25 protein-coding genes are annotated in these 21,925 nt (G+C 69.3%); 15 read left to right on the top strand and 10 right to left on the bottom strand.

Annotation, left to right across the window (positions count from 1 at the left end; genetic code table 11):
- The first annotated feature begins 164 nt into the window (after positions 1 to 164).
- Positions 165 to 524 carry a helix-turn-helix domain-containing protein gene (locus tag MED01_RS20390; protein WP_238670144.1) on the top strand — a complete coding sequence of 120 codons (360 nt, stop codon included), beginning with the start codon at positions 165 to 167 and terminating at the stop codon, positions 522 to 524.
- On the opposite strand, the gene MED01_RS36160 is transcribed toward MED01_RS20390, so the two are convergent.
- Both MED01_RS36160 and MED01_RS20375 read right to left on the bottom strand, forming a co-directional pair.
- Positions 521 to 1,897, bottom strand: coding sequence for a tyrosine-type recombinase/integrase (locus MED01_RS36160; protein WP_308193528.1), 1,377 nt, complete (start codon positions 1,895 to 1,897; stop codon positions 521 to 523). The genes MED01_RS20390 and MED01_RS36160 overlap by 4 nt on opposite strands.
- 260 nt (positions 1,898 to 2,157) lie before the next feature.
- Complete coding sequence (locus MED01_RS20375) at positions 2,158 to 2,502, bottom strand: hypothetical protein (protein ID WP_238670143.1); 345 nt, start codon at positions 2,500 to 2,502, stop codon at positions 2,158 to 2,160.
- Positions 2,503 to 2,747: 245 nt separating this feature from the next.
- Between MED01_RS20375 and MED01_RS20370 the strand changes: the two genes are divergently transcribed.
- Positions 2,748 to 3,458: a hypothetical protein gene (locus MED01_RS20370; RefSeq protein ID WP_238670142.1), complete on the top strand. Its 711-nt coding sequence runs from the start codon at positions 2,748 to 2,750 to the stop codon at positions 3,456 to 3,458.
- Positions 3,459 to 3,505: 47 nt separating this feature from the next.
- On the top strand, positions 3,506 to 3,865 hold the full coding sequence (locus tag MED01_RS20365) for a hypothetical protein (protein WP_238670141.1): 360 nt from the start codon (positions 3,506 to 3,508) through the stop codon (positions 3,863 to 3,865).
- 64 nt (positions 3,866 to 3,929) lie between these two features.
- Here the strand turns inward: MED01_RS20365 and MED01_RS20360 are convergent, their stop codons facing one another.
- Positions 3,930 to 4,571: a hypothetical protein gene (locus MED01_RS20360; RefSeq protein ID WP_238670140.1), complete on the bottom strand. Its 642-nt coding sequence runs from the start codon at positions 4,569 to 4,571 to the stop codon at positions 3,930 to 3,932.
- A gap of 56 nt (positions 4,572 to 4,627) precedes the next feature.
- On the opposite strand from MED01_RS20360, the gene MED01_RS20355 reads away from it, so the two are divergent.
- Positions 4,628 to 5,338 carry a cytidylate kinase family protein gene (locus MED01_RS20355; RefSeq protein WP_238670139.1) on the top strand — a complete coding sequence of 237 codons (711 nt, stop codon included), beginning with the start codon at positions 4,628 to 4,630 and terminating at the stop codon, positions 5,336 to 5,338.
- Positions 5,339 to 5,344: 6 nt separating this feature from the next.
- Here MED01_RS20355 and MED01_RS20350 read toward each other — a convergent pair whose 3' ends face one another.
- Entirely contained in the window at positions 5,345 to 5,761 is a 417-nt protein-coding gene (locus tag MED01_RS20350) for a hypothetical protein (RefSeq protein ID WP_238670138.1), read from the bottom strand.
- Between the two features lie 117 nt (positions 5,762 to 5,878).
- Here MED01_RS20350 and MED01_RS20345 point away from each other — a divergent pair, with 117 nt between their 5' ends.
- The 3 genes from MED01_RS20345 to MED01_RS20335 all read left to right on the top strand — a co-directional run bounded on the left by MED01_RS20345 (position 5,879) and on the right by MED01_RS20335 (position 7,651).
- Positions 5,879 to 6,385, top strand: coding sequence for a hypothetical protein (locus MED01_RS20345; RefSeq protein WP_238670137.1), 507 nt, complete (start codon positions 5,879 to 5,881; stop codon positions 6,383 to 6,385).
- A 173-nt stretch (positions 6,386 to 6,558) separates the two neighbouring features.
- A complete protein-coding gene (locus tag MED01_RS20340) occupies positions 6,559 to 7,107 on the top strand; it encodes a hypothetical protein (RefSeq protein ID WP_238670136.1) in 549 nt (182 codons plus the stop codon).
- The gene (locus MED01_RS20335; RefSeq protein ID WP_238670135.1) at positions 7,097 to 7,651 is read left to right on the top strand and encodes a hypothetical protein; all 555 of its coding nucleotides are present in this window, start codon (positions 7,097 to 7,099) and stop codon (positions 7,649 to 7,651) included. Before MED01_RS20340 ends, MED01_RS20335 begins: the two co-directional genes overlap by 11 nt.
- Positions 7,652 to 7,681: 30 nt before the next feature.
- On the opposite strand, the gene MED01_RS20330 is transcribed toward MED01_RS20335, so the two are convergent.
- The 3 genes from MED01_RS20330 to MED01_RS20320 all read right to left on the bottom strand — a co-directional run bounded on the left by MED01_RS20330 (position 7,682) and on the right by MED01_RS20320 (position 9,772).
- On the bottom strand, positions 7,682 to 8,134 hold the full coding sequence (locus MED01_RS20330) for a hypothetical protein (protein ID WP_238670134.1): 453 nt from the start codon (positions 8,132 to 8,134) through the stop codon (positions 7,682 to 7,684).
- A 16-nt stretch (positions 8,135 to 8,150) separates the two neighbouring features.
- Positions 8,151 to 8,771, bottom strand: a complete 621-nt coding sequence (locus MED01_RS20325) for a dihydrofolate reductase family protein (RefSeq protein ID WP_238670133.1) — start codon at positions 8,769 to 8,771, stop codon at positions 8,151 to 8,153.
- Between the two features lie 80 nt (positions 8,772 to 8,851).
- Positions 8,852 to 9,772, bottom strand: coding sequence for a hypothetical protein (locus MED01_RS20320; protein WP_238670132.1), 921 nt, complete (start codon positions 9,770 to 9,772; stop codon positions 8,852 to 8,854).
- Positions 9,773 to 9,924: 152 nt separating this feature from the next.
- Here MED01_RS20320 and MED01_RS20315 point away from each other — a divergent pair, with 152 nt between their 5' ends.
- The 5 genes from MED01_RS20315 to MED01_RS20295 all read left to right on the top strand — a co-directional run bounded on the left by MED01_RS20315 (position 9,925) and on the right by MED01_RS20295 (position 16,320).
- Entirely contained in the window at positions 9,925 to 12,675 is a 2,751-nt protein-coding gene (locus tag MED01_RS20315; RefSeq protein ID WP_238670131.1) for an AfsR/SARP family transcriptional regulator, read from the top strand.
- Positions 12,676 to 12,769: 94 nt separating this feature from the next.
- Positions 12,770 to 13,489 (top strand): hypothetical protein, encoded by a 720-nt coding sequence (locus tag MED01_RS20310; RefSeq protein WP_238670130.1) that lies wholly within the window; start codon positions 12,770 to 12,772, stop codon positions 13,487 to 13,489.
- Between the two features lie 43 nt (positions 13,490 to 13,532).
- Positions 13,533 to 14,417: a hypothetical protein gene (locus MED01_RS20305; RefSeq protein WP_238670129.1), complete on the top strand. Its 885-nt coding sequence runs from the start codon at positions 13,533 to 13,535 to the stop codon at positions 14,415 to 14,417.
- 146 nt (positions 14,418 to 14,563) lie between these two features.
- Positions 14,564 to 14,872 (top strand): hypothetical protein, encoded by a 309-nt coding sequence (locus MED01_RS20300; protein WP_238670128.1) that lies wholly within the window; start codon positions 14,564 to 14,566, stop codon positions 14,870 to 14,872.
- A gap of 230 nt (positions 14,873 to 15,102) precedes the next feature.
- Positions 15,103 to 16,320, top strand: a complete 1,218-nt coding sequence (locus tag MED01_RS20295; protein WP_238670127.1) for an Imm21 family immunity protein — start codon at positions 15,103 to 15,105, stop codon at positions 16,318 to 16,320.
- A gap of 22 nt (positions 16,321 to 16,342) precedes the next feature.
- Here MED01_RS20295 and MED01_RS20290 read toward each other — a convergent pair whose 3' ends face one another.
- Both MED01_RS20290 and MED01_RS20285 read right to left on the bottom strand, forming a co-directional pair.
- Complete coding sequence (locus MED01_RS20290) at positions 16,343 to 16,927, bottom strand: hypothetical protein (protein ID WP_238670126.1); 585 nt, start codon at positions 16,925 to 16,927, stop codon at positions 16,343 to 16,345.
- A 30-nt stretch (positions 16,928 to 16,957) separates the two neighbouring features.
- Positions 16,958 to 18,145 carry an NAD(P)/FAD-dependent oxidoreductase gene (locus MED01_RS20285; protein WP_238670125.1) on the bottom strand — a complete coding sequence of 396 codons (1,188 nt, stop codon included), beginning with the start codon at positions 18,143 to 18,145 and terminating at the stop codon, positions 16,958 to 16,960.
- Between the two features lie 252 nt (positions 18,146 to 18,397).
- On the opposite strand from MED01_RS20285, the gene MED01_RS20280 reads away from it, so the two are divergent.
- The 3 genes from MED01_RS20280 (at position 18,398) to MED01_RS20270 (ending at position 20,868) form a co-directional block, all read left to right on the top strand.
- Positions 18,398 to 18,985, top strand: coding sequence for a hypothetical protein (locus MED01_RS20280; RefSeq protein ID WP_238670124.1), 588 nt, complete (start codon positions 18,398 to 18,400; stop codon positions 18,983 to 18,985).
- Positions 18,986 to 19,183: 198 nt separating this feature from the next.
- Positions 19,184 to 20,197: a sensor histidine kinase gene (locus MED01_RS20275; protein ID WP_238670123.1), complete on the top strand. Its 1,014-nt coding sequence runs from the start codon at positions 19,184 to 19,186 to the stop codon at positions 20,195 to 20,197.
- Entirely contained in the window at positions 20,194 to 20,868 is a 675-nt protein-coding gene (locus MED01_RS20270; RefSeq protein ID WP_308193527.1) for a response regulator, read from the top strand. Before MED01_RS20275 ends, MED01_RS20270 begins: the two co-directional genes overlap by 4 nt.
- Positions 20,869 to 20,884: 16 nt before the next feature.
- On the opposite strand, the gene MED01_RS20265 is transcribed toward MED01_RS20270, so the two are convergent.
- Positions 20,885 to 21,829 carry an RNA polymerase sigma-70 factor gene (locus MED01_RS20265; RefSeq protein ID WP_238670122.1) on the bottom strand — a complete coding sequence of 315 codons (945 nt, stop codon included), beginning with the start codon at positions 21,827 to 21,829 and terminating at the stop codon, positions 20,885 to 20,887.
- Between the last annotated feature and the right edge of the window lie 96 nt (positions 21,830 to 21,925).

Below are 21,925 nucleotides of genomic sequence, written 5' to 3'. Positions count from 1 at the left end.
GTGCAACGCCTGAGCTAGGGACGCGGCCAAGCAAGTTGCATCATGTTCAACCCGGACCAATCGGGTTCAACCTTCGCCCCCCGCCTTTCATTGCACATCCTTGTACTGCGACGATTCGATGCGTGGTTAACGCTGGGGAGTGGCAACCAACACTCGGAGCCATCGTGCGCGAGCGCCGAGAACGCCTGGGCTTGACCGTAAACACCGCCGCCGACCAAGCCGGAATCGCACGCGGAACATGGATCAACCTCGAATCCGACGCGCGCAAAACACTGCCCCACAACTACGCAGGAATCGAACGCGCACTCGAATGGGCGCCCGGCAGCATCCGAAGCATCCTCGGCGGCGGGCAACCCACACCCCTCGAAGGCCCAACCCTCAGCCAGCTCGAAGAGGCCGTGCGCGCGATCGGCGCCAACCCGAACAGATCGGGGCCGCTGCGCCGGTGGGCCGACTCGCTGCTCGAACAGATCACCCGGCTGCGGGAGGCCGAACAACAGGAAGCCCGCGACCGCGGGGCTTAGGCCGCCTCGTCGTCCAGTAGAAGCTTCTTCCTGCGGCGTTCCGCCAACTCGTCGAGCATCTTCCGCTTCGGCCCATCCCACGCGTGCCCGTAGATCGTGAGCGTCGTGACCGGCGAGGCGTGGCCCAACCGCCGCTGCACATCGTGCAGCTCCCAACCGTCGCGGATCAGGTCAGTGGCATGAGTATGTCTGCCGTCATGCAGGCGGGGCCGGCGGCGCAGCACCCCAGGGCATGCACACGTCGACACCTCGTCAAAGCGCAACCTCCGACGCGGACCCCGGGCCGGCTTCGGCGGCTCCGGCGGCGGGTGCTCCGAACACCGCATCGCCTCCGCAACGGCCGGCAGCCAATGCCTGCGGTACAGGTTGTTCTCCGCCCACGTCTGCTCCGCGCCCCTAGTCCGCTTCTTGCCCGGACACGGAAAGATCAACCCCCGGGGCCCCTTACCCTTGCACCGCGCCGCGAGCACAGCGGCCACCTCCGTGGACACCGACACCGCCCGAACTGACGTCTCCGACTTCGGCAACCCGATCGACCCGTCGCTTTTCAACGCCCGCCGAACCCGAACCTCAGGCTCCTTGCCCTCCACGGTGACGTCCTGAACCCGCAACACCAACAGTTCACCCAACCGCAGGCCGGTGCTGACAAGGACGAACCACAGGTCGCGGATCTGGTCGTCGCAGTACTGGGCAATCCGTTCGACCTCCCACACGTCGAGGAACATGCCCTCGAACGCTCGCGCCTTCGGCAGGCCGAGCCGGTTCTTCCGCTCACCACCCTGCCGGGCGACCGGGTTGAACGGGATGAAACGCGGCACCGCGGCACCCAGCACCATGTGCAGGACGACGTGTGCGGCACGGACGGAGCTGGCGGAGATCGGCTTCCCGCCCGGGTTGCTCTTCGTGCGCTTCACCCGGGACTTCCGCAGCGCCCGCACCCACTCCTTGAGGGTCTTCTCACCGCTCTCTTCGGCGGTGAGTTCAGCCAGGAACTTGTGACCGAGATACGGGAGCACTCGCGACCGCAGGATCTGCATGTACTTTTCAAGAGTGTCGAGCTGGATGTCATCCATGCCGGGCACGTCAGGGTTGACAGGCTTGCGGTCCTCGTACCAGAGCTTTGCCCAGTCGGCGAGGGTGATGCCGCCAAGGGTTGAGGTTTCCTCCTCCTCAGGCAGGATGATGCGCAGCACCTCGTCGCGGGTGATCCGGTGCTCGTACGCCTCAACGAGCTTCTTGGCCTGCATCGCCAAAGCGAGAGCCGCCACCGGGTCAGCCGCGGTGAACGGCGCGGACATGCGCGCGCCGTCGCGGGTGCCGCCGAGCCGCCAGCACACCCGCACCGATTGGGCCCGATGCTCGATCGTCGCCATGCGTTGGAAGGTAGCCGAACTTGGTGACCCCATGGGGTCACCAAATGCGCCTCCCAGGTCGTTGTGTGTCGTCCCGTGTCGTGCCAGCACCACTGCTGACCTGCGGTGGGGCAATCCGACGCAGGTCAGGCCCTACTTCCGGCACCGACTCATAATCCCTCGGTCGCGGGTTCGAGCCCCGCCCGCCCCACCATTCGTAGCGTGGCCAGTTCGCCCCAGCGCAGGCTGCTCCGAAACGCGACGCGCGATTGTCAGGCGTGTCAGGACCAGTTGAACATCCGTACTGGTAGGAGTACGAGAACGACGGTCGCGGCGACGGCCAGCAGAACGCGCACTGTGCGAAGACCTCGCCACCACGGAATGACCCAGAGCAGCAACCACATGCCGCCTGAGATGACCACATGTACGCCGACCACCCCGAGGCTGGTCTCCTCGCACATGTTTTCCGCCATGGCCTCCTTGCACAGGGCCGGTGGGCCGTTGTGGTCCCCGAGGCTTCCCAACACCCCGACGAGGCAGGCCAACACTGGAGCGGCTACCAGGGTGAACAGCGGCGTCACCAACCACCCGGCGAGATCACGGTGCCGGTCCACTAGCCGTCCCACTGGGAGAACGCTACAGCTGGACATCGGCGCCTCTCAAGCTGACGCTTCGGGCCCCCGCGCTAACGGCACGATCCTCAGACCACCATGGGCCCAGCTTTGGCAGCGCCGTAGAAGTGTGGCTCGGTCATGTCACCTCGACGCCCGCACCGTCGAGCCGACGAGGAGATTCGCCCCAACCGCTGTGACACCCGAGCTTCGGAATCCTGATCTTGACCATCGCCGTCGCGGTGTCGGAGGGTGACCTGATGACGTCGAAGGTCTGGCTCGACCGTGACGAGGACTTCCGCCCGGGTGTCGAACTCTTCCGCAGCGAGCGGCTGTTCGCGCTGTGGTCGTACTCGGCGACGTACGGCCAGCTTCTGCTGCGGGCGGACCAGATGCCCGAGGGTCGCGGCCGGCTTCCGACGACGATCGAGGTGCTGTTCAACCCGGTCGATGCCGTGCAGATCCAGGCGGCGTACCACGGGCTGGTGATCCGGTGCGCGACCAGGGACGAGGCCACGCGGATCTGCGGTGACATCAGTGACGACGGCTACCGCTCGGAGAATGCCAGGGTGCTCGTGCTGGAGAGTGAAGGGGTGACCGGCCACGTCATCACCGTCAATGTCGGGTGGTGCGAGGGCGAGCTGTCGGATGTACAGCCCTCGTTCTTCAACACGTTCAGTCCGTACGACCCGATGTGGCCAGTCAAGCCGCTCAGCGGAGTCGGCGGCGAGCTGGACATCGCCTCGCCACAGAAGGTGGCGGATGCGTTCCTCACCGGTCTACCAGAGGGCGTACGCCGGGAACGACACCGCTACCTGCACCTGCTGACTGCATTGACCGAGCAGGACGGCCGTCGGAGGTGGCACAACCTCGGCGTCTTCCTCACCGAGAAGGATGCCGAGGAGGCCAAGCGACTGGTTGAGCCCCACGTGACGATGTGCGGCATCGAACTGGTCCCGGTGGTGCTGTAGCGGGCCGCAGCCTAGTGGACCGAATGAATGACGCCTAGCATGAGCCGATGATCGAGCAGAGCCAGCGACGCATTCCGATGCCGGTCGCCGTCGCCGCCGTGCTTCTGCTTGTGGGCGCCGTCATCCCGGCGTCGATGATGTTTGCGAATGGTCCATCCGTTGCCACCGGGTTGATAGGCGTACTTCTTCTCCTGGCGTTGGCTTACGGCTTGTGGCGTGGGAGCGGGCGGGCCCGGTTTTGGACGACCGTCTTCTCGACTGTCAGCGTGGGGTACAGCGTCGTCACGATCACCGAGGCTGGTGGGTTAGGGCTGCTGCAGATCGTCGCTGCGGCAGTCATCGTCGGCCTGTTGCTGGTGCCCGCCTCGTCCCGCCGGTGGTTTCACGACTTGCCGGCGGAGGGGTAGCGCCCCCCGCCACGCACACCACGAGCCTGGAGTATCGAGGTCCGGCGCACCTGTGCGCCGAGTGTCAGCGTGTCCGGCTGACGGAGGAGACCCTCGGGTCCTCGGAGTAGCGGCGGACGACGTCGTCGGCGTCGCCGTCGGTGGCACCGGGGTCGAAGAACACTTCCAGGCACGGCGCTTGCGGCCCTTCTGACCCGAAGCCCGCAACCACGTTGTTCGGGTCGAAGCGGTGGCTCTCGCGCACCAGCTCCTCAGCGGAATCCCCCTGCGGCACGCAGACCACCGCCTCGGGCTGACCACCATCCCAGGCCAGTGCTGGAGCCGACACGCCGATGGTGAGCGCCAGCGCCGAGCCCACGCCGATCACCGTCGCCCGGCCGAGCCCTGGCCGGCTGACCGGCGCGATCACCGCGACCAGGGCGGACAGTGCGTACACCCAGAGGGCCCGCTTGTCGGTCGAGTCGTGGAGAGCCAGCGCGACGACGCCGGCTCCGACGGTCTGTGCGACCAGGCTGATCGGCCGGAACCTCGGCGAGTCGACCAACGCCGCTGGTATCGCGGCAAGCGCACCGAGCAACAGGAGCAGCACGACAAGCCCGTACGCACTCCATTCACGGCGCGCGTCCAGGGTGAGCAACACCAGGGCAACCAGTTGTCCGCACACGACGAGCGGTGGGCGAAGGTGCGCCAGGATCCGTGCCATCATCGCCAGACCGTACGTGATGTGAACGACCTTGATGGATGTCGTGAGGACGGGGAGTCATGGTTCAAGGCACTCGTGACGAGTTGCTCGGGCACCTGGCTGAGGTGGTCGGGTCCGTCGCTGTCGCCCACCCGACGCGGGTCGCCATCGACGGGCCGCCCGCCGCCGGGAAGACCACCCTCGCCGATGAGCTGGCCGTCGTCCTGCGCGAGAAGGGCCGCGACGTCATCCGCGCGACTATCGACGACTTCCTCTTCCCCCGGGCGCAGCGTTACCCGCGCGGTGAGTACTCGGCCGAAGGTTGCTACTACGACACCCACGACTACGCGGCGCTGAACCGGGTGCTGCTCGATCCGCTGGGGCCGGGCGGAGATCGGCGCTTCCAGCCCGCTGTCTACGACCGCAACGCGGATGCCGTGCTGTCCCCGCCGGTCACGACCGCCCCGGCCGACGCCGTGCTCGTCTTCGACGGCGTCTTCCTCCTGCGCCCGGAACTGGTCGACCGGTGGGACCTGCGCGTCTTCGTGTCGACGGCACTCGAGAAGACAGTGGACCGTGCCGTGATCCGAGAGCGCCGGGTGTCGAGCCGGGTCGATATCGAGCGGCGCTGGCGCGAGCGTTACATCCCCTCGCAGCAGCTCTACTTCGCTACGGCTCGCCCCATCCGGAACGCCGACATCGTCGTGCACAACGACGAGCCCCAGCGGCCGGTCTGGGAGACTCCCCGGCGAGAAGACCCGCACTCCGAAGTCCGGGCGGCCGGTGAGTGACAGCGCCTACGGGTGGTCCACATAATCGCCGAACGGCTCGACGGATCCGTCCCAACCGTTCCAACCCTGTTGGGTGATCTGCCCGTTCGCGTAGGCGTAGGACCAGCGGGTACCGTCCTCGCCCTGAATCTGGACCGTGCCGGAGCGAACGAACGGCGCGATCCCGACGTAGAAGGCCGTGGCCTGGTTCGACCACTTGGGGTCGCCCTCGTCGTCATGATTGAACTCGATCCAGTCCCCGTCACGGGTGATCGAGGCCCTGGCCTCGCACGCTATGTCGACAAGCGTGTCATCCGACGGAGACGCATCGGGTCTGTACCAAACAGAATGTTCAGCCATGGCGGCTTTGGCGGCGGCGACCGCGGCGGTGTCGTCCGACTCCGGTAGATGCAAACGGCCTGACGGCCACACCGTGTATCCCACGGCGGGCATCCTACGACTGTCGATGTCCATCACATCAAAGGCGTTGGCCGGAGGCATCGACGAGTGGCGTGGTCATGCGATGATCAGCGCGAGTGCCAGGTAGCGGAAGGAAAGAGCGTGACTGATCCGCAGCACGGCTCCGGTCGACGGGAGCCGTTCTGGCAGACGATGGCCGGGATGCTCACCGCCATCGCAGCCCTGATCACCGCGATCGTGGGTGCCGCGGCCTTTGTGCACCAGATCGGCGGCTTCGGCGCGGACGGCGGTCAGCAGACGTCCACCGGGGCGACTTCGACGCCTTCCATCGCGCCCAGTTCAGCGGGGACGACGCCAACGCGTCCCGGTCCGGTCGACCGAGCGGGCGCGGGGCCGTACGAGGTGCTCTTCGCCAACAACGGTGTCGACCTCGACGCGGACCCACCGAAGGTCGCCACGGCCCCGGACCCGAGCATCGATATCTACTACGCCGGAACTTTGTTGCAGAGCTACCCGGCCTGGTCCGGTCTGGCGAAGTGGGACAAGCCCGGTGCACCGCAGCGACAGGACTGCATCTCGCAGCTCAACAGCTTCGCGACGAGCAACTCAAGATTCGCCAAGGGGAGTCGGTACTGCGTTCGCACGTAGGGCGACCTGCATGTCGCAGTCGTCGAGTTCGTCGAGCCCATGAGCGGCGGGTGGAAGATTCGTGTCACGGTCTGGCCTGGCACGGCGAGCTGACAGGGTAGGCATTCGGTCTCCCCGAGACGCTGGTGCGTCGGCGCTACCTTGAGTGCGTCACACCCACCGAGGAGCGCCGCATGACCGCCGCACCGCGCAAGGCCGTACGCCGGGGCCTCATCGTCCTTCTCGTTCTGCTGGCGGTCTCCGGCTGGACCTATCTCGCCGTCGGTGACCGGTGGAAGAGCAACGTCGCTTTCTTCACCCTCGACGAGGGCGACAACTACCGGCTCCGGGTCACCGGTTCGTTCGATGTCCGCTGCGCCAAACTTGAGCGGGAGACGTTCTCCGACCCGTACGTCAACTGGCGAGAGGCGGGCAAGGACTGCGCCTGGCCACGGGTGGCAGACGGCGACGGCTGGCTGGCTGGTGGGCGGGCCGAGCAGGTCCACTCGGAGCGTCTGGGCCGGCGCCTGCCGGAGGCGATCCTCTACGGCATCGTGCCGGCCGCCGCCACGTCAATCCAGATCACCCTGAGCGACGGAACGCCACGCGAGGCGGCCACCATCGCATCGGGTCACGACGCCTACCGGGTCTACGCCGTGTACGTACCCGACGCCGGCGACCGGGTCGAGGTCGTGTCGCTGCGGCTGCACGACGCGCAAGGCGGTGATCTGCTTGTCTACTAGCCGCACCCGCACCGTGGTGGCCATCGTGGTGGTGTTCGGTGGTCTCGCCGTGGTCGGCGGCCTCAACTGGGAGGGCTGGGACGGGCGTCGGCCCGCCGTCACCGGTCCCCGGTTACTCACCGAAGGCACGACCGGCGGCGTGAACTGGTCGGTGGTCCAGGTTCGGGAAAGCACCTGGGGCGAGTGTCTCTACCTGCGTCAGGACGGCGCGACAGTGGAACGCACCTGCACCGAGTCCGGAGTTCTGCAGAACTACGAGCTCAGCGTCCGTACGCTCCGCGGCGCCGCCGCCCCGATCCTCTTCGGCATGCTCCCCGCCGCGGCCGCCCGAGCGGAGGTGGCCGCGGACGGCGGCGATGTCCAGGCCCGCTTCCGCAACGCCGAACTGGTGCCTCTCAAGGTCCACGGCTCCGACGGGTCCAGGCGCTTCGTGGTGCAGGCCGCACCAACCGGCCCGGACTGGTCTGGCAAGAACTCGGTTTCAGTCGCCGTTCAGGACGCGGCCGGTCGGTCCCTCACCCGCCGCGACAGACGGTCCCGGTAGTCGCCGGGCATCCGACGACAGCCGTCGCCCTCAGCCGATGTGCAGCAGCAACACGTCGTCGTCGCTGAGTTCGGAGATGCTGTCGCGCAACAGCCTCAGCGTGTCCAGACCGACTGTGCCGCTCTCCTCGAAGTCCATCCCCATGTCCTCGAAGTGGGCGGTCAACTCCTCTTCGCGGTGCGCGCCGGGATCGAGCTGGGCCAGGAACCGCGGGGCTGGAGTGATGAGCGTGGTCAGGCCGTACGCGCTGTTGATGGCCTCCGACTCGGCATGCAACTCCGGCGGTTCCAGGTCGATGCCGCGTTCCTCCAGATAGGTCAGGACGTACAGCATGCAGTAGCCGGACCAGTCGTACTCCTGCCGCGCCCTGCTCCCGTGTTCGGCCAGGTACGCGCGGAACGACGATGGCGATGTGCGGGCCAGGCGAGCCAGCTCGGTGATGCTGTCCCTGGGGATCACTGTCAGTGACGCGATGGCAGACAACGCATCCTCCGTCGGTTCAGGAGAGCACGCGGTAGGTGACGTGCAGGACCGTGCTCGCCGCACGCGCCGTCACCTGTTCGAGGTTCAGCGGCGGGACGCCCTCGAACAGCCGGACGCCGGCGCCGAGGGTGCCCGGCACGATGTGCAGCCGCAGCTCGTCGACCAGACCGGCGGCGAGGTACTGGTTGATGGTGGTCGCACCGCCGTGGATCAGGATGTCGCCGCCACCGGCCGCCGCGCGAGCCTGCGCGAGCGCCGACTCGATCCCGTCGGTGACGAAGTGGAAGGTGGTGTCGCCCGTCATCGGCTGTGGCTCGCGTGCGTGATGGGTGAGCACGAACACCGGCTTGTGGAACGGTGGGTCGTCACCCCACCAGCCGTTCCACTGCCGATCCCATCCGCCGCGCACCGGGCCGAACATGTTGCGGCCCATGATGACCGCTGAGGCGGCGTTGCTCAGTTCGAGCTCGGCCTGGTTCTCCTCGGCGGCGTCGAACATCCAGGCGTGCAGCCCACGGCCCCAGCCGTCACCACCGTCGTCGCCGAACGGGCGTTCCTCGCTCTGGTTCAGCCCGGCCGAGTACCCGTCGGCGAAGATGGTCTGGTCGGCGATCACCTTGCCGTTACGTGTGGTCACAGCGCCCTCCATCGGCGACTCGTGGGCGAGGCCAGCCTACGGCCATCCCTGATCCAGATCGTGCATTGAAGTTCTGGCACCTATCGGAAGGACGGGGACGGTTGGACGTTGGCGCCTTCGGTCGTCGGCCACGGCACGACGGGGTCGACGGCAGTCGGACGGTCGGGCTGCGCTCGAACGAACATGAAGAGCAGCGCGGCGACCATCACCACGGGGGCCAGCGCGCACGCGACACTCACCACCACCGCCGTGACCCGAGAGCTGGAGTCGGTCTCGGTCTCGCGTTTCGGGAAGGCATACACGCCGACCAGGAGGAGCACGAGCCACAGGGGCACCAGCAGGGCAGCGAGAGCGGGCCAGACGGGCCAGACCGGCTCGGTGACGATGCCCGGGCCCAGGGCCGTCCAGGTGAGGGCGACGCCCGGGAGGAGGCCAGCCGTCACCAGGGTGCAGACCAGCAGGCGTACGGGTCGACGTCGCCGTGCCACCCACCCGAACAGCGCCGCGCCGGCTGCGGCGCCCGCGAGGGTGCCAGCGACCGTGCTGGGTAGGAACTTGCCGGGAGCGGCCGGTGCGATGGTCAGCTCTGCTCCGCTCGCCGAATAGTCGAGCGTGACCGTCAGTCCGTCGCGCTCGGCCCGCCAGCCGTCGCACAGGTAGCCAGGGACGCGGCGGAGGCCCTGCCACCCCTGCGTCACGGCGCTGCGCCGCAGCTTCTCGGCGAGCCCACAGTCGTCACCATCGTGGTACCAGAAGGACGTGTGGCCCGAGCCCAGGTCGTCGGCAGCGAGACTGACGCCCCACCGGTAGCCGTGCTCGACCAGACTCGAGTCGCCCGGCACCGCGCCAGGAAGCAGGTGCGCTGCCAGGCTCTGCGCCTGGTCGTCGCTGGGCGGCGTGACACCGCGACCGCCGTACCAGGAACCGAGGCTCAGGCCGACCGTACCCAGCAACACGGCACCGAGCAGCAGCATCGCGACGCGCCGCAGCCGATGGCCCATTGGCGCACCTCCCTGCCGTAGTGCGCTAGACGGTAGCTCCCGGAGTCCGTTTCTGGTGCCCCGTGGATCGTGTCCATTACGCGACGAATAGATCGAGTTTGCTGGGCTGGGGACGTTAGTTTGATTCGGTGATTTCGATGGTTGGTACGGGCGTGCGCGTCAGGCTGCTCGGGCCGGTGGAGGTGGTCGTCGGCGGCAGTCCGCAGGCGGTGAACGGCGTGCGCCGCAAAGCGGTACTGGCCACGTTGGCGCTGAACGCGGGCCGTGTCGTCAGCATCGACCGGCTCATCGACGTGGTCTGGGGCGACCAGCTACCGGCCACCGCGGCGAACACGTTGCAACGCCACGTCTCCTACCTACGCGGGGTGCTCGGCGAGCCCGGATCGATCGTCGCGCGGCAACCTGGATATCTGCTCGACACCGGGCCGGATTCCACTGATGTCCAGGCCGCCGAACGCCTCATCGAGCTGGCCCGGCGCTCGACGGACCGCAACGAGCAGGTACGGCACCTGACGGCCGCCGTGGCACTGTGGCGGGGCCCACCGCTGGCCGATGTGGCCGGGTCGGCCTGGCTTGAGGAGCAGGCCGAACACCTGGCACGCCTACGGTTGGAGGCCGAACGATCGCTCGCCGAGGCCCGGCTGTCCGTCGGTGAGCACGCCAGCCTCGTCCCCGGCTTGGAACGGCTCGTCCGACAGCACCCCTTCGACGAGCACCTGCACGCGCAGCTGATGCTCGCCCTGTACCGCGACGGCCGACAGGGGGAGGCGGTCGCCACGTACCGGCGGCTGCGCGACAACCTGCGGGAGAACCTCGGCCTCGACCCGGGTCCGCGGCTACGCGACCTGGAGTGCGCCATCCTGCGCCAGGACACCGCTATCGCCGCACCGGCCACGGCGGCACCACCGCGGGTCGCGGCGCAGTTGCCTCCCCCCGTACCCACGTTCACCGGACGCGACGCGGAGCTCGCGGCCCTCGACGCGCTGGTCGACCGGGGCGGCGCCGTCGTGGTGTCCGGGACCGCCGGCGTCGGCAAGACCGCCCTCGCCGTGCACTGGGCGCACCGCGCGGCCGAGCGCTTCCCCGACGGGCAGCTCTACGTCAACCTGCGCGGCTTCGACCCGGCGGGCACACCTACCGAACCGGCGCGAGCGCTGCACGGCTTCCTGGAGGCGCTCGGCGTTCCGGTGGCCCGGATGCCCCGCGACACGGACACGATGGCGAGCTTGTACCGCACGACGGTGGCGGGCAAGCGAGTGCTGGTGGTGCTGGACAACGCCCGCGACGCGGAACAGGTCCGGCCGCTGCTGCCCGGCTCACCGGACTGTCTCGCCATCGTCACCAGCCGCGACCAGCTCATCCCGCTGGTCGTCACCGAAAGCGCCCAACCGGTGCCGCTCGACCTGCTCAGCCCCGGCGAAGCCCGTGACATGCTGGTCCGCCGGCTCGGGGAGCGCCAGGTCGCCGCCGAGCCCGCCGCTGCCGACACCATCGCCGACCGGTGCGCGCGGCTGCCCATCGCCCTGGCCATCGTGGCCGCCAGAGCCGCCACCAACCGGCACTTCTCGTTGGCTTCCGTCGCCGACGAGCTGGGCGACCTGGACGCCTTCCGCGCAGGCGACGAGGCCACCGACGTGCGGGCGGTCTTCTCCTGGTCGTGTCGGACGCTCAGCCCACCTGCGGCGCGGCTGTTCCGGCTGCTGAGCCTGCATCCCGGCCCGGACGTCTCCGCCCCGGCCGTGGCCAGCCTGGCCGGTGTCGACGGGCAGGCGGCCGGCTCCCTGCTCACCGAGCTGACCCGGGCGAATCTCTTCACCGAGCACACGTACGGGCGCTACGCGTTCCACGACCTGCTGCGCGCGTACGCCGCCAGCCTCGCCGACGAGGCCGAGCCGCCGGCCGAGCGTCGGGCCGCCATTCACCGGCTGCTCGACCACTGCCTGCACACCGCTCACGCCGCCGACCTGGCACTGCACCCGCACTTCAGCGAGATCAGCCTCCCGCCACCCTCGGCGGGCGTGACGCTGGAGCGCCGCAGGGGCCGGTCGACCGCGGCGGCGTGGTTCACCACCGAGGTCCCCGTCCTCCTCGCCGCAATACCGCTCGCGGCGCGCTCCGGGTTCGAGGGACACGCCTGGCGGCTCGCCTGGACCATCGCCGGTTTCCTGCACCGGCAGGGGCACTGGCAGGACTGGCTCGGCACGCAACGGATCGCGCTGGCCGCCGCGTCCCGCATCGGGGATCAGGCGGGGCAGGGCCACGCGCACCGCAGCCTCGGTCTCGCCTGCTCCCGGCTCCGACGGTACGACGAGGCCGACGACCACCTGCGGCGCGCGCTCGACCTGTTCACCGACCTCGGTGACGACGCCGGGCGGGCGCACACCTGCCTGAACCTCGGTCAACTGGCCGAGCGGCAGGGGCAGCACCAGCAGGCGCTGCGCCATTCCCGGCGGGCGCTGACCCTTTTCCGGGGGACCGGAAACCGGGCCGGGCAGGGGTACACCCTCAACGCTGTCGGTTGGCAGGAAGCGCTGCTCGGCGACTACCACCATGCCCTCGCATCGTGCGGCGAGGCGCTGCGGATGTTGCAGGAGGTGGACGACGTCCAGGGGCAGGCCGACACCTGGGACAGCCTCGGCCACGCCCACCACCAGCTCGGCGACCACCGGCGCGCCATCGCCTGCTACGAACACGCCCTCGAACTCTTCACGCAGGTGAACGACAGGTACGCCGAAGCGAGCACGTACGTCAATCTCGGCGGCAGCCACCGGGCGCTCGGCGACCTCCCCGCCACCCGTGCCGCGTGGCGCCGGGCCCTGACCATCCTCGACGAGCTGGGCGACGCCGACGCCGACGCGATCCGCGCCGACCTCGACCAGCTCGACGCCACGCGGCTGCACTGACGTACGCCGCTTTCAGCGCCGTTTCCGGGCCGCTTCAGCCTTCCCCGCCACTCTTCGGACACCAGTTTCTTCCGCATCAGGAATGGAGCGTTCGATGAGTCGTTTGGCACACCGCCTCGCGGTGATCGGGGTGGTCAGCGGGACGGTGCTGGCCATGTCCTCCGCCGCCGTGGCCCAGACCGAGAAGCCGCCGCAGAAGGGCGCCGACTGCGTGGTCCAGCACGTCGACGAGCGCGGCGAAGTCGTCCGTACCGACACCGCGCCCGAGGGCCGGGAGTACGGCCAGTTCCGCTGCGTCGCCGGGCAGTGGACGTTCGCCTGGGCGCCGTTCGCAGCAGACGACATGATCACGGCCGGCGAGATCCGGATCGACCCGGCGGGTGCCGTCTCGGTGCGGCGGTTCACCGGGCCGGCGCTCGGCAACGACCTCACGGTGGGCGAGATGACCGGCATCGCCCAGGCCGTCAGCGGCAGTCGAGAGGCGCTGATCGACCGCGCGATAGTGGCGGTCGACGACGGCAAGGAGCGGACCCCGGAGCAGGTCGAGGCGCTGCTGGCCGGCAAGGACACCACCGGGGTACGGGTGCTGGACATCATCGAGAAGCCCAATGCCGCCATGTCGACGAAGGACGTCATCGACGAGGCCGGCGGCACCCCCGAGACGACAGTCGTCTACTTCAGCATCTGGGGCGCGATCAAGGCGGCGATCGCCTGGATCGTGGACACCATCAGCGACATCGGTGGGTGGATCGACGACCACTGCGACCTGGGGTCCCCCAACGACTTCGGCGACATCGTCACGTGTCGCTGGTAGCCCCGCCCACCCCGCCGACACCGATCACCGAGATGAGGACAGGATGACAACTCTGCGGGACATCACCAGGCGCGCCACCATCGTCACGACCGCCCTGATCGTCGGGCTGACCGCTTCGTACGCACCGTCGCAGGCCGCCGAGGGGGAGGCCCGGACGACGATCACCGACCACCCCGGTGCCCCGGGCACGATGCTTCGACAGTTCGAGGACCTGACCGGCCGACCCGTCGGCGACCTGGACAAGGTGCTGGCCGTCGACACCGGCGGGCGGAACCTCACCGGCGACCAACTCGAAGCGCTCGCCGCCGGCAAGGAGGTCGACGGGGTCACTGTCGTCGGCACGATTCCGGGCAGCCGGGGCGTCCTCGGCACCACCATGGCCGACCTCGCCGACGGGGCGTACGACGGCAGCGGCGACAGCGGGACGGCGACGTCACTGCTCTTCTCCTCCTCCACCCCCGACGGCCGGGAGTGGTGCCTGACCATGTGCGTCGCGTCGGGCAAGACCATCTGGGAATGCCTGTTGTCGCGCCGAACGGGCGAACTGATCCTCACCCTCGACCTTGATGGCAGCACCACTGTGGGCGGGACGAAGGCTGCCTTCGAGAAGGCCAACGGCGTCGCCGCCGACGGTCCGTACACAGTGGAGACCCTCATCGGCGAACGTGAGCCCACGGCGGACGAAATCAAGACGCTGCTGGACGGCAAGGACATCGAGTCGATGCGCCGGGTGGCGACAGTGGACGGGCCGGACCCCGGGTGGGCGCTGGCCGACATCGCCGAGAAGTCCGGCGTCGTGTACGCGAAGACCCGGGGCCACCTCTTCACCCTCAACCTGCCCATCCTCGGCAAGATCCTCATTTGGTGCGTCTCGCAGAACGGCGGGAAGACCTGGAAATGCTCGGCCAAACAATGGGGCGGGTTCTAACCGGTAGCCCGTCGACGGTCCCGCTCCGCCTCGACCTCCCTGGTCGAGGCGGAGCGGGATCCCGGTTCGCTTGCCACCGGACGGCAGCGCCGACGAGTGTCTGACAGGGACGGACGGTGACCGGGCGTGTCCCCGATACTCGGCAGGTGATCAGTAATGACCCTCGCGTCCCGTGGTTGCCTCGCGCGTCCCACCCAGCCGACGGCTCGACACTGCCGCTCTACATGGTCTTCTTCTTTCTCCTGGGCCTCGTCGGGTTCATGATTTATGGGCTGAGCGACGGCGAGGGAGCGCTCATTCTCGCGAGCATCATCTCGGGAGTGTTCTTCGCGTGCTTCCTGATCCTCTTCGCGATCTACTGGATCGGATACCTGCTCAAGGGACACGCCATCTGGCTGGCCGAGCGCCAGGCCGGGTCCGACGGGCCGTCCGTGGGTCAACAACCGGAGGAGTGAGCCCGCCGGCTTGAGCCTGGCGTGCGATCCTCCACTCAACCCGGAGGCCGCCGGTGGATACGGTCAGCGACGCGGGAGGTCTGCCGTGCGACAGCCTGGCCACCCGGGTGACGCCCTGACGCAGCGACGAGCGGGCCGAGCCGTTCCCCGGACGGCTCGGCCGCGCCGCCACCACGTCGGCCTCTAGGATCGGCAGCCTTGATGGCGAAGACGGCCTGCGGGAGCGCATGGTGACAAGCGAGGCAGAACGGCCACCCGACCGGCTCGCCGACATCGCCGAGCGGGCCGAAGCCGTCCTCGTCGACTTCGACGGTCCGATCTGCCGCCTGTTCGGCAGCAAGGCCGCGCCGCGCATCGCCGCCGACCTGCGTCAGCTGATCGTCGGCCGGGGCGTCGTCCTGCCCGATGAGCTGCGCGACGGAAACGACCCGCTGGAGCTGTTCCGCGCGATCGCTGTGGTCGCGCCCGAGCTGGTCGGCGTCGTCGGTGCGGCCCTGGCGGCGGCGGAGGTCGAGGCGGCGGCGTCCGCGGAGACCACGATCGGAGCCTTCGACCTGGTCGCGGCGTGCCTGGCGACCGGGCGTCCCCTCGCCATCGTCAGCAACAACTCCGCCGCCGCCATCGGCGCCTATCTCGGGCGCCGCGACCGGGCCCGCTACTTCGCCGCCGTCATCGGCCGAAGTGAGCATCCCGATCTGCTGAAGCCCAACCCGGCGCCCGTTGTGCAGGCCCTGCAGGCGCTGAAGGTCCCACCCGGTGCCGCTGTTCTGGTCGGTGACTCGATCACCGACATCGCCGCGGCCCGAGCAGCCGGTGTCGCGTGCGTCGGGTACGCCAACAGACCCGGCAAGGCCGAACGCCTCGCCGCCGCCGGTGCCGACGCGATCGTGACCGACATGACCGACATGGCCGGCGTCCTCGCTCGTACGCGTAGGCCGGTCAGTCAACTGCCGTGGGTCGATTCGGGCGGCGGACCGCTCGTCGTCGTGCCGACGACGGCGCTCGGCGACTGGAAGGGCGCGTCGGACGACGACGACGACTCCTGGGGTGACTACGACCGGGCCTGCGAGGTCGACGGTTACGCGGGGGTGCTCGATGTCGGTGCCGACCAGGCGCTCGTTCTGGCCGACGAACCGGCTTCCACCACGTACCTCCCGGACCAGCGGATCTTCGTGCGGTGGCTCTACGCCGTCTCCGAGGCGGAGGTCGTCCGCCTCGTTCCCCGGGCGGTCGAGATCGCCGGCTGGGAAGACGCGGGCACGTGGACGACCAGCGGGCCAGCCGAGTTGTTCGACTCCGGCTACACCGGCGACGGGCTGGAGCACACCACCCACCTCACTGTGGACCTGGCTCGTGGCACGTACCTGATCCGCACAGCCTTCGTGCAACCCGACAAGAGGACGGCGCTGATGCTGGTGCACCTGGTTGACCGGACGACGTCAGAGTGAACGCAAGGCTGCCGGCTTCCGGTTATGAATCCAGTCGGGGCTCGCACAGCTGCAGGGCGTCCTCCTGCCAGGCACTTCCGACGAGAGCGACCGGGTAGCGCACCTCTCTGAGCCGATTGTCCTCGGTCTCGACGGAGAACCGCACCGACAACGGCTCCAGGTCGAACGCCGTCGCGCACTCCAATTGCAGATCGACGCGGATCTGGCCGGTGCCACCCGGGCGGACGTGCCGGGACTGGCTCATGCCGCGTACCTGGACGCCCGGCCTCTCTGCCTGAACCGAGCGGACCGTGATCGGCGCGGGGCCGGTGTTGATCAGTGTCAGCTGCCCGTTCAGCAGGACGCTTCCCCTGCTGGTTGAGCCTCCCGAATAGCCCGACTCGGGTAGGGCCACGAGGGAGACCACAGCGGACCGCTCGCGCTGCGCACGAGAGTCTCGCAGCTCACCGACACCGATGCCGCCGAGCACCGCACCGACCACGAAGGCGGCGACGAGTTGTAGGAGCACGCTCCGCCTGTTCGCGACGTTCCCGTGGGTGATGTCGCTCCGTTCGGCCGGTTCATGACCCTGTTCGTCGAGATCGATCACCACATGCTCCGCCGCCATTGCGACAGCCTAGGGCCGGCGAGCATCCGATCAGGACACGCCGGTGCGGACCTCCGATCGGGTCGGGACGATGCGGTGGCGGCGGACCGGGTACATGATCGGGTGCGCGATGCTCCAGGCCGCGCCCATGCAGACGAACTCCTTGTAGCGGGCCGCCAGCTTCCCGGTGAGGAGGGCCGGCCTGGCCCGGTCGTCGGCGGTCACGTACTGGATGATGCCGTCGCGGCGGCCGAGGCTGATGCACTGGTTGAAGTAGCGCAGCGGGGCCTTCGGGAACTTCGCCCGACCGGTCAGGCGTGCGGCGATGGCGTCGGCGGCCTGCCAGGCCATCGGGATGCCCGAGGCGCAGGACATCCGCAGCGGCTTGCCGCCCGGTCCTGCGGCGATCGCGGCGTCGCCCACCGCGTACACCTCGGGGTGTGAGACCGACCGCATGCTGTCGTCGACGATGATCTGCCCGGTCTCGGCGACCGCCACAGTCGTGGCGGCGGCGATCGGGTGCACGGCGAAGCCCGTCGTCCACACCGTCACCTGAGCCGGGATCTTCCGACCGTCGCGGGTGACAGCACCGTCCGCCTCGACCCGCGCGATGTCGCTGTGCTCGTGCACTGTGATGCCGAGCCGGTCGCAGACACCACGCAGGTGCTGCTGCGCCTTGCCGTTGAGCCAGTCGCCGAGACCGCCGCGGGCGGCGAGCGCGACATCGAGGTCCGGCCGGGTCTCCGCGATCTCGGTGACCGCTTCGAGGCCGGTGAGGCCGCCGCCGACGACGAGCACGGTCCCGCCGGCAGCGAGGTGGGCGAGGCGGTCGCGCAACCGCAGCGCCGAGGGCCTGCCGGCGATGTCGTACGCGTGCTCGGCGACCCCGGGGACGCCATGGTCGGCGGTGACGCTGCCGAGCGCGTAGACGAGCGTGTCGTAGGTGATCTCGTCGGTGCCGTTGTCGTCGACGAGCGCGACGGTCCGGCTGTCGACGTCGACGGCGGTGACCCGCGCCAGTCGGGGCTTGACGCCGGTGCCGGCGTAGACCTCGCTCAGCGGACGTGGTTTGAGGTCCTGTCCGGTGGCGAGTTGGTGCATGCGGACCCGCTCGACGAAATCCGCGTCGGCGTTGACGAGGGTGATCTCGGTGTCGTCGGTGTGCAGCCGCTTGGCGAGGCGCCCGGCGGCCATGGCTCCGGCGTACCCCGCTCCGAGGACGACGATGCGGTGCTTCATGGTGGCACTCCTGTCTCGGTGGGTGGTCGCTTCCTGAACCGGACAGCGGCGCGATTCCTGACAGGCCGCGGCTATGACCTGGGTCACCAGCTTTCGATCTCACTCGCTCGCGCGAGGGAGGAGCTCATGCGTGCGGGGGAGGTGCCGGACGGCGGCAAGATCGCCGGGCGGAGCGATGTCCGCGCGGCGGCGAAACGGCAGGCTCAATCACGTCGAACACACGACGTGAACGTCTCCCAAGGAGTCACCACAATGCAGTTTCGCCCCGCATTCGTCGCCGCCCCGGTCCTGGTCATGGGCTACGGCATCGTCCGTCTGATCGACGGCCTGGACGGTGTTCGTGGTCCCGGCCCGGCCTGGACCATCGGGCACCTCGCGTTCCTCGGCGCGCTCGTCGCGTTCATCTCGGTGTTCTGGCAGATGCGCCGCATGGCTGGCGGCCGGGCCCTCGCGACGGTGAGCGCCACGGCCGGCACCTTCGGGGCGTTGGCGCTGATCACCCAGTTCTCGATCGACCTCGTCGCCGGCTTTCTGGCTACCGACAACTACGGCATGAGCATGATCATCCACGACGTGCGCACAGTGCCCGGCATCGCAGAGCTAGCCTACGACTTCGGGCCCTACGCCTTCTACCTCGGCCAGCTCGTGCTGGTCGTCCTGCTCGCCGTGCAGCGCCGGGTCAAGCTGTGGACGCCGATCCTTGTGCTGGCCGACCTCGCCACGCCGTTCATCGACAAGGACCTGATCCCGCTGGGCTCCGCCCTGCTGCTGGTCTCCTTCCTCCCGCTGGCCCGGGGCGCCGCCGCCACCCCGACGCAGCCGGTGCCCGCCCTCGCCTGAGCGGCGAGTCCCGAACCGATCCCCCCACCACCGGGGGGATCGGGTGCCAGTGGGGGAGGAGGTCAGGGGCTGTGAATACTGTCGCGATGTCGCTTGCCCGCCTCGTGCGTACCACCAATCCGTACCTGGTGGACGCGGCGATCACCGTGTTCGTCCTGATCGCGGTGTCAGTGCCGTTCGTGCTTCCCGGACCGGGTGGTGAGCCAGGGCCGGCCGCTGGCCTACCTGCTGACCGCCGGTACGGCGATCCCGCTGATCTGGCGCAGACGGGTGCCGCTCACGGTCCTGCTGGTGGTGGCACTGGCCACTATCGCGGGCAAGGCAGCGGATGCGCCGGGGCAGCCGCTCGCGTACGGCGGGCTGGTCGCCCTCTACACCGTCGCCGCGCTCGGTGGTCGCCAGCAGCGCTGGTGGGCACTCGGCGCGACCTTCCCTGGGGTGGCCGCAGGGGTGGCGTTCAACTCCAACCGCGTCAGCGAGTACTTCTACACCTTCCTGGTGTTCTTCACCGCGTACGTGCTGGGTCGGCTCAGCGCCGCCCGGCAGGAGCGCGCGACAGCCCTTGAGGACCGGGCGCTCCGGGCCGAGCGGGAGCGCGAGTTCGAAGCCGATCGGGCCGCCACACGCGAGCGGGCCCGGATCGCTCGGGAGATGCACGACGTGCTGTCCCACGCGGTGAGCCTCATGATCGTGCAGGCCGAGGCCGGGCCGGTCGCCGTACGCACCGCACCGGAGCGGGCCGAGGCGGCGTTCGACGCGATCGCCGCCGCCGGCCGCGACGCCATGGTGCAGCTGCGCGGCATGCTCGGCCTGCTGCGCAACGAGCCCGGTCCCCGCAGCCCGCAGCCCACCCTGGCCCAACTGCGGTCGCTGATCGACCGTGTACCGGTGGCCGGCCTGCGGGTGACCGGCGAGCCGCGCCCGGTCTCGGCCGACGTGGAGTTGGCCGCGTACCGGATCGTGCAGGAGGCCCTCACCAACGCGGTCAAGCACGCGGCGGCCAGCACCATCGACGTACACCTGGGCTGGTCGCCCGATGCCCTCACTGTCACGGTGACCGACGATGGCGCCGGAACCGGCGGCCCGGGCGGCGGGCACGGCCTCGTCGGCATCCGGGAACGCGTGATCGCCTGCGGCGGTACGGCGAGGGCCGAACCGGTGACAGGTGGACGCGGGTTCACAGTCGAGGCTCGGCTACCGTTCCCAGCGTGACGATTCGGGTGGTGATCGCAGACGATCAGGAGCTTGTCCGCAGCGGATTCTCCATGATCCTCGACGCCCAGCCGGACATCACAGTCGTCGCCGACGTCGGTGACGGTGCCGCGGCCGTGGCCGCCGTCCGGGAGCACCAGCCGCAGGTGGCGCTCCTGGACATTCGCATGCCGACGATGGACGGTATCGAGGCCGCCCGCCGCATCTGCGCGGAGAGCGCCAGTCGGGTGATCATGCTGACCACCTTCGACCAGGACGACTACATCTACGAGGCGCTCTACGCCGGCGCCAGCGGATTCCTGCTCAAGGACGTACGCCGCGACGACCTCGTCCACGCGGTACGTGTCGTGGCCGCCGGCGACTCGCTGCTGGCTCCGTCGGTGACCCGGCAGATCATCTCGGACATCACCGGCCGCCACCGACCCGGGCCGCCCCGGTCGGCCGCCGCGCCCGACGCCCGCCTCAACGTGCTCACCACCCGCGAACGGGAGACCCTGCACCTGCTGGGCCGCGGCCTGGCCAATGCGGAGATCGCCCAGACCCTGGTGGTCAGCGAGCACACGGTGAAGACCCACGTCAGCAACGTGCTGACCAAACTCGGCCTCCGCGACCGCACCCAGGCAGTGATCTGCGCGTACGAGACCGGCCTGATCACCGCCGGCGAGAACTGAGCGGCGTCACCGCAGGTCACCACACGTGCAGGGTGGGCTCCTCGTGCTCCGAGGCGGACCACTGCCGGGTGGCGCGGACGAGCTTGTCGGGGTTGACCTGGTTGTGGATGGCCGTGACACCCTCGGGCGTCACCTCCAGCGACATCACGCCGATGACCCGGTCGTCGATCACGACCACCACCGCCGGAGCGCCGTTGGCGGTGGTGACGTACATGGCCGGGCTGCCACCGACCAGGTCCCGTTTGACGTCGGCGGGCCTGAACAGGCCACGCAGGAACTTCGCCACCGCCAGCGCGCCGACGATCGGCGCGGCCCGGGCCGGGATCTTGCCGCCGCCGTCGGCGGTGCTCGTCGCGTTGTCGGTCAGCAACTCCACCAGCCGCTGGATCTCGCCGTTGTTGGCCGCAGTGAGGAACTCCGCGACGATCTTCCGGGCGGTGGCCCGGTCGACATCCGCGCGGGCCCGTTCGGCGGTGACGTGCTGCTTGGCACGCCGGTAGGTCTGCTGGCAGTTCGACTCGGTGATGCCGAGGATCTCGGCGATCTCACCGTGCGAGTAGCCGAAGGCCTCCCGCAGCACGTACACCGCGCGTTCGTTCGGCGACAACCGCTCCAGCAGGGTGAGCACCGCCATCGAGACCGACTCGCGCTGCTCGGCGGTGTCGAGCGGACCGAGCATCCGGTCCCCGGCGAGGACCGGTTCGGGCAGCCACGTGCCCACATAGGTCTCCCGCCTGGCCCGTGCCGAGGTCAACTGGTTGAGGCAGACGTTGGTGAGGACCTTCGTCAGCCACGCCTCGGGCGTCTCGACGTGTTGCCGGTCCGCGCCCTGCCAGCGGAGAAAGGTGTCCTGGACGGCGTCCTCCGCGTCGCTGGCCGAACCCAGCAGGCGGTAGGCGATCGCCTCCAGGCGGGCCCTGGAGTGCTCGAACACCTCGACCTCGTCCGGACTGAGCGGCATGACTAGACACTATCCACGAGTGTCGCGGCGCCGTCCCGGTGCCCGTCACACCGGCCGCGGCTGTGACCGCCCCGGCCGCCGGGTGTGGGCTGCCGG

The sequence above is a fragment of the Micromonospora alfalfae genome (genome assembly GCF_022230925.1).
Classification (GTDB): Bacteria; Actinomycetota; Actinomycetes; order Mycobacteriales; family Micromonosporaceae; genus Micromonospora; species Micromonospora alfalfae.
Note: the sequence above shows the minus strand (reverse complement) of the source record. Positions and strands in the feature narration are given on the sequence as shown.

Coding starts and splice junctions, on each gene's coding strand:
- MED01_RS36160 (WP_308193528.1), bottom strand. CDS start 1,897: ATGGCGACGATCGAGCATCGGGCCCAATCGGTGCGGGTGTGCTGGCGG.
- MED01_RS20370 (WP_238670142.1), top strand. CDS start 2,748: ATGACGTCGAAGGTCTGGCTCGACCGTGACGAGGACTTCCGCCCGGGT.
- MED01_RS20365 (WP_238670141.1), top strand. CDS start 3,506: ATGATCGAGCAGAGCCAGCGACGCATTCCGATGCCGGTCGCCGTCGCC.
- MED01_RS20360 (WP_238670140.1), bottom strand. CDS start 4,571: ATGATGGCACGGATCCTGGCGCACCTTCGCCCACCGCTCGTCGTGTGC.
- MED01_RS20355 (WP_238670139.1), top strand. CDS start 4,628: ATGGTTCAAGGCACTCGTGACGAGTTGCTCGGGCACCTGGCTGAGGTG.
- MED01_RS20340 (WP_238670136.1), top strand. CDS start 6,559: ATGACCGCCGCACCGCGCAAGGCCGTACGCCGGGGCCTCATCGTCCTT.
- MED01_RS20320 (WP_238670132.1), bottom strand. CDS start 9,772: ATGGGCCATCGGCTGCGGCGCGTCGCGATGCTGCTGCTCGGTGCCGTG.
- MED01_RS20310 (WP_238670130.1), top strand. CDS start 12,770: ATGAGTCGTTTGGCACACCGCCTCGCGGTGATCGGGGTGGTCAGCGGG.
- MED01_RS20305 (WP_238670129.1), top strand. CDS start 13,533: ATGACAACTCTGCGGGACATCACCAGGCGCGCCACCATCGTCACGACC.
- MED01_RS20290 (WP_238670126.1), bottom strand. CDS start 16,927: ATGGCGGCGGAGCATGTGGTGATCGATCTCGACGAACAGGGTCATGAA.
- MED01_RS20285 (WP_238670125.1), bottom strand. CDS start 18,145: ATGAAGCACCGCATCGTCGTCCTCGGAGCGGGGTACGCCGGAGCCATG.
- MED01_RS20280 (WP_238670124.1), top strand. CDS start 18,398: ATGCAGTTTCGCCCCGCATTCGTCGCCGCCCCGGTCCTGGTCATGGGC.
- MED01_RS20265 (WP_238670122.1), bottom strand. CDS start 21,829: ATGCCGCTCAGTCCGGACGAGGTCGAGGTGTTCGAGCACTCCAGGGCC.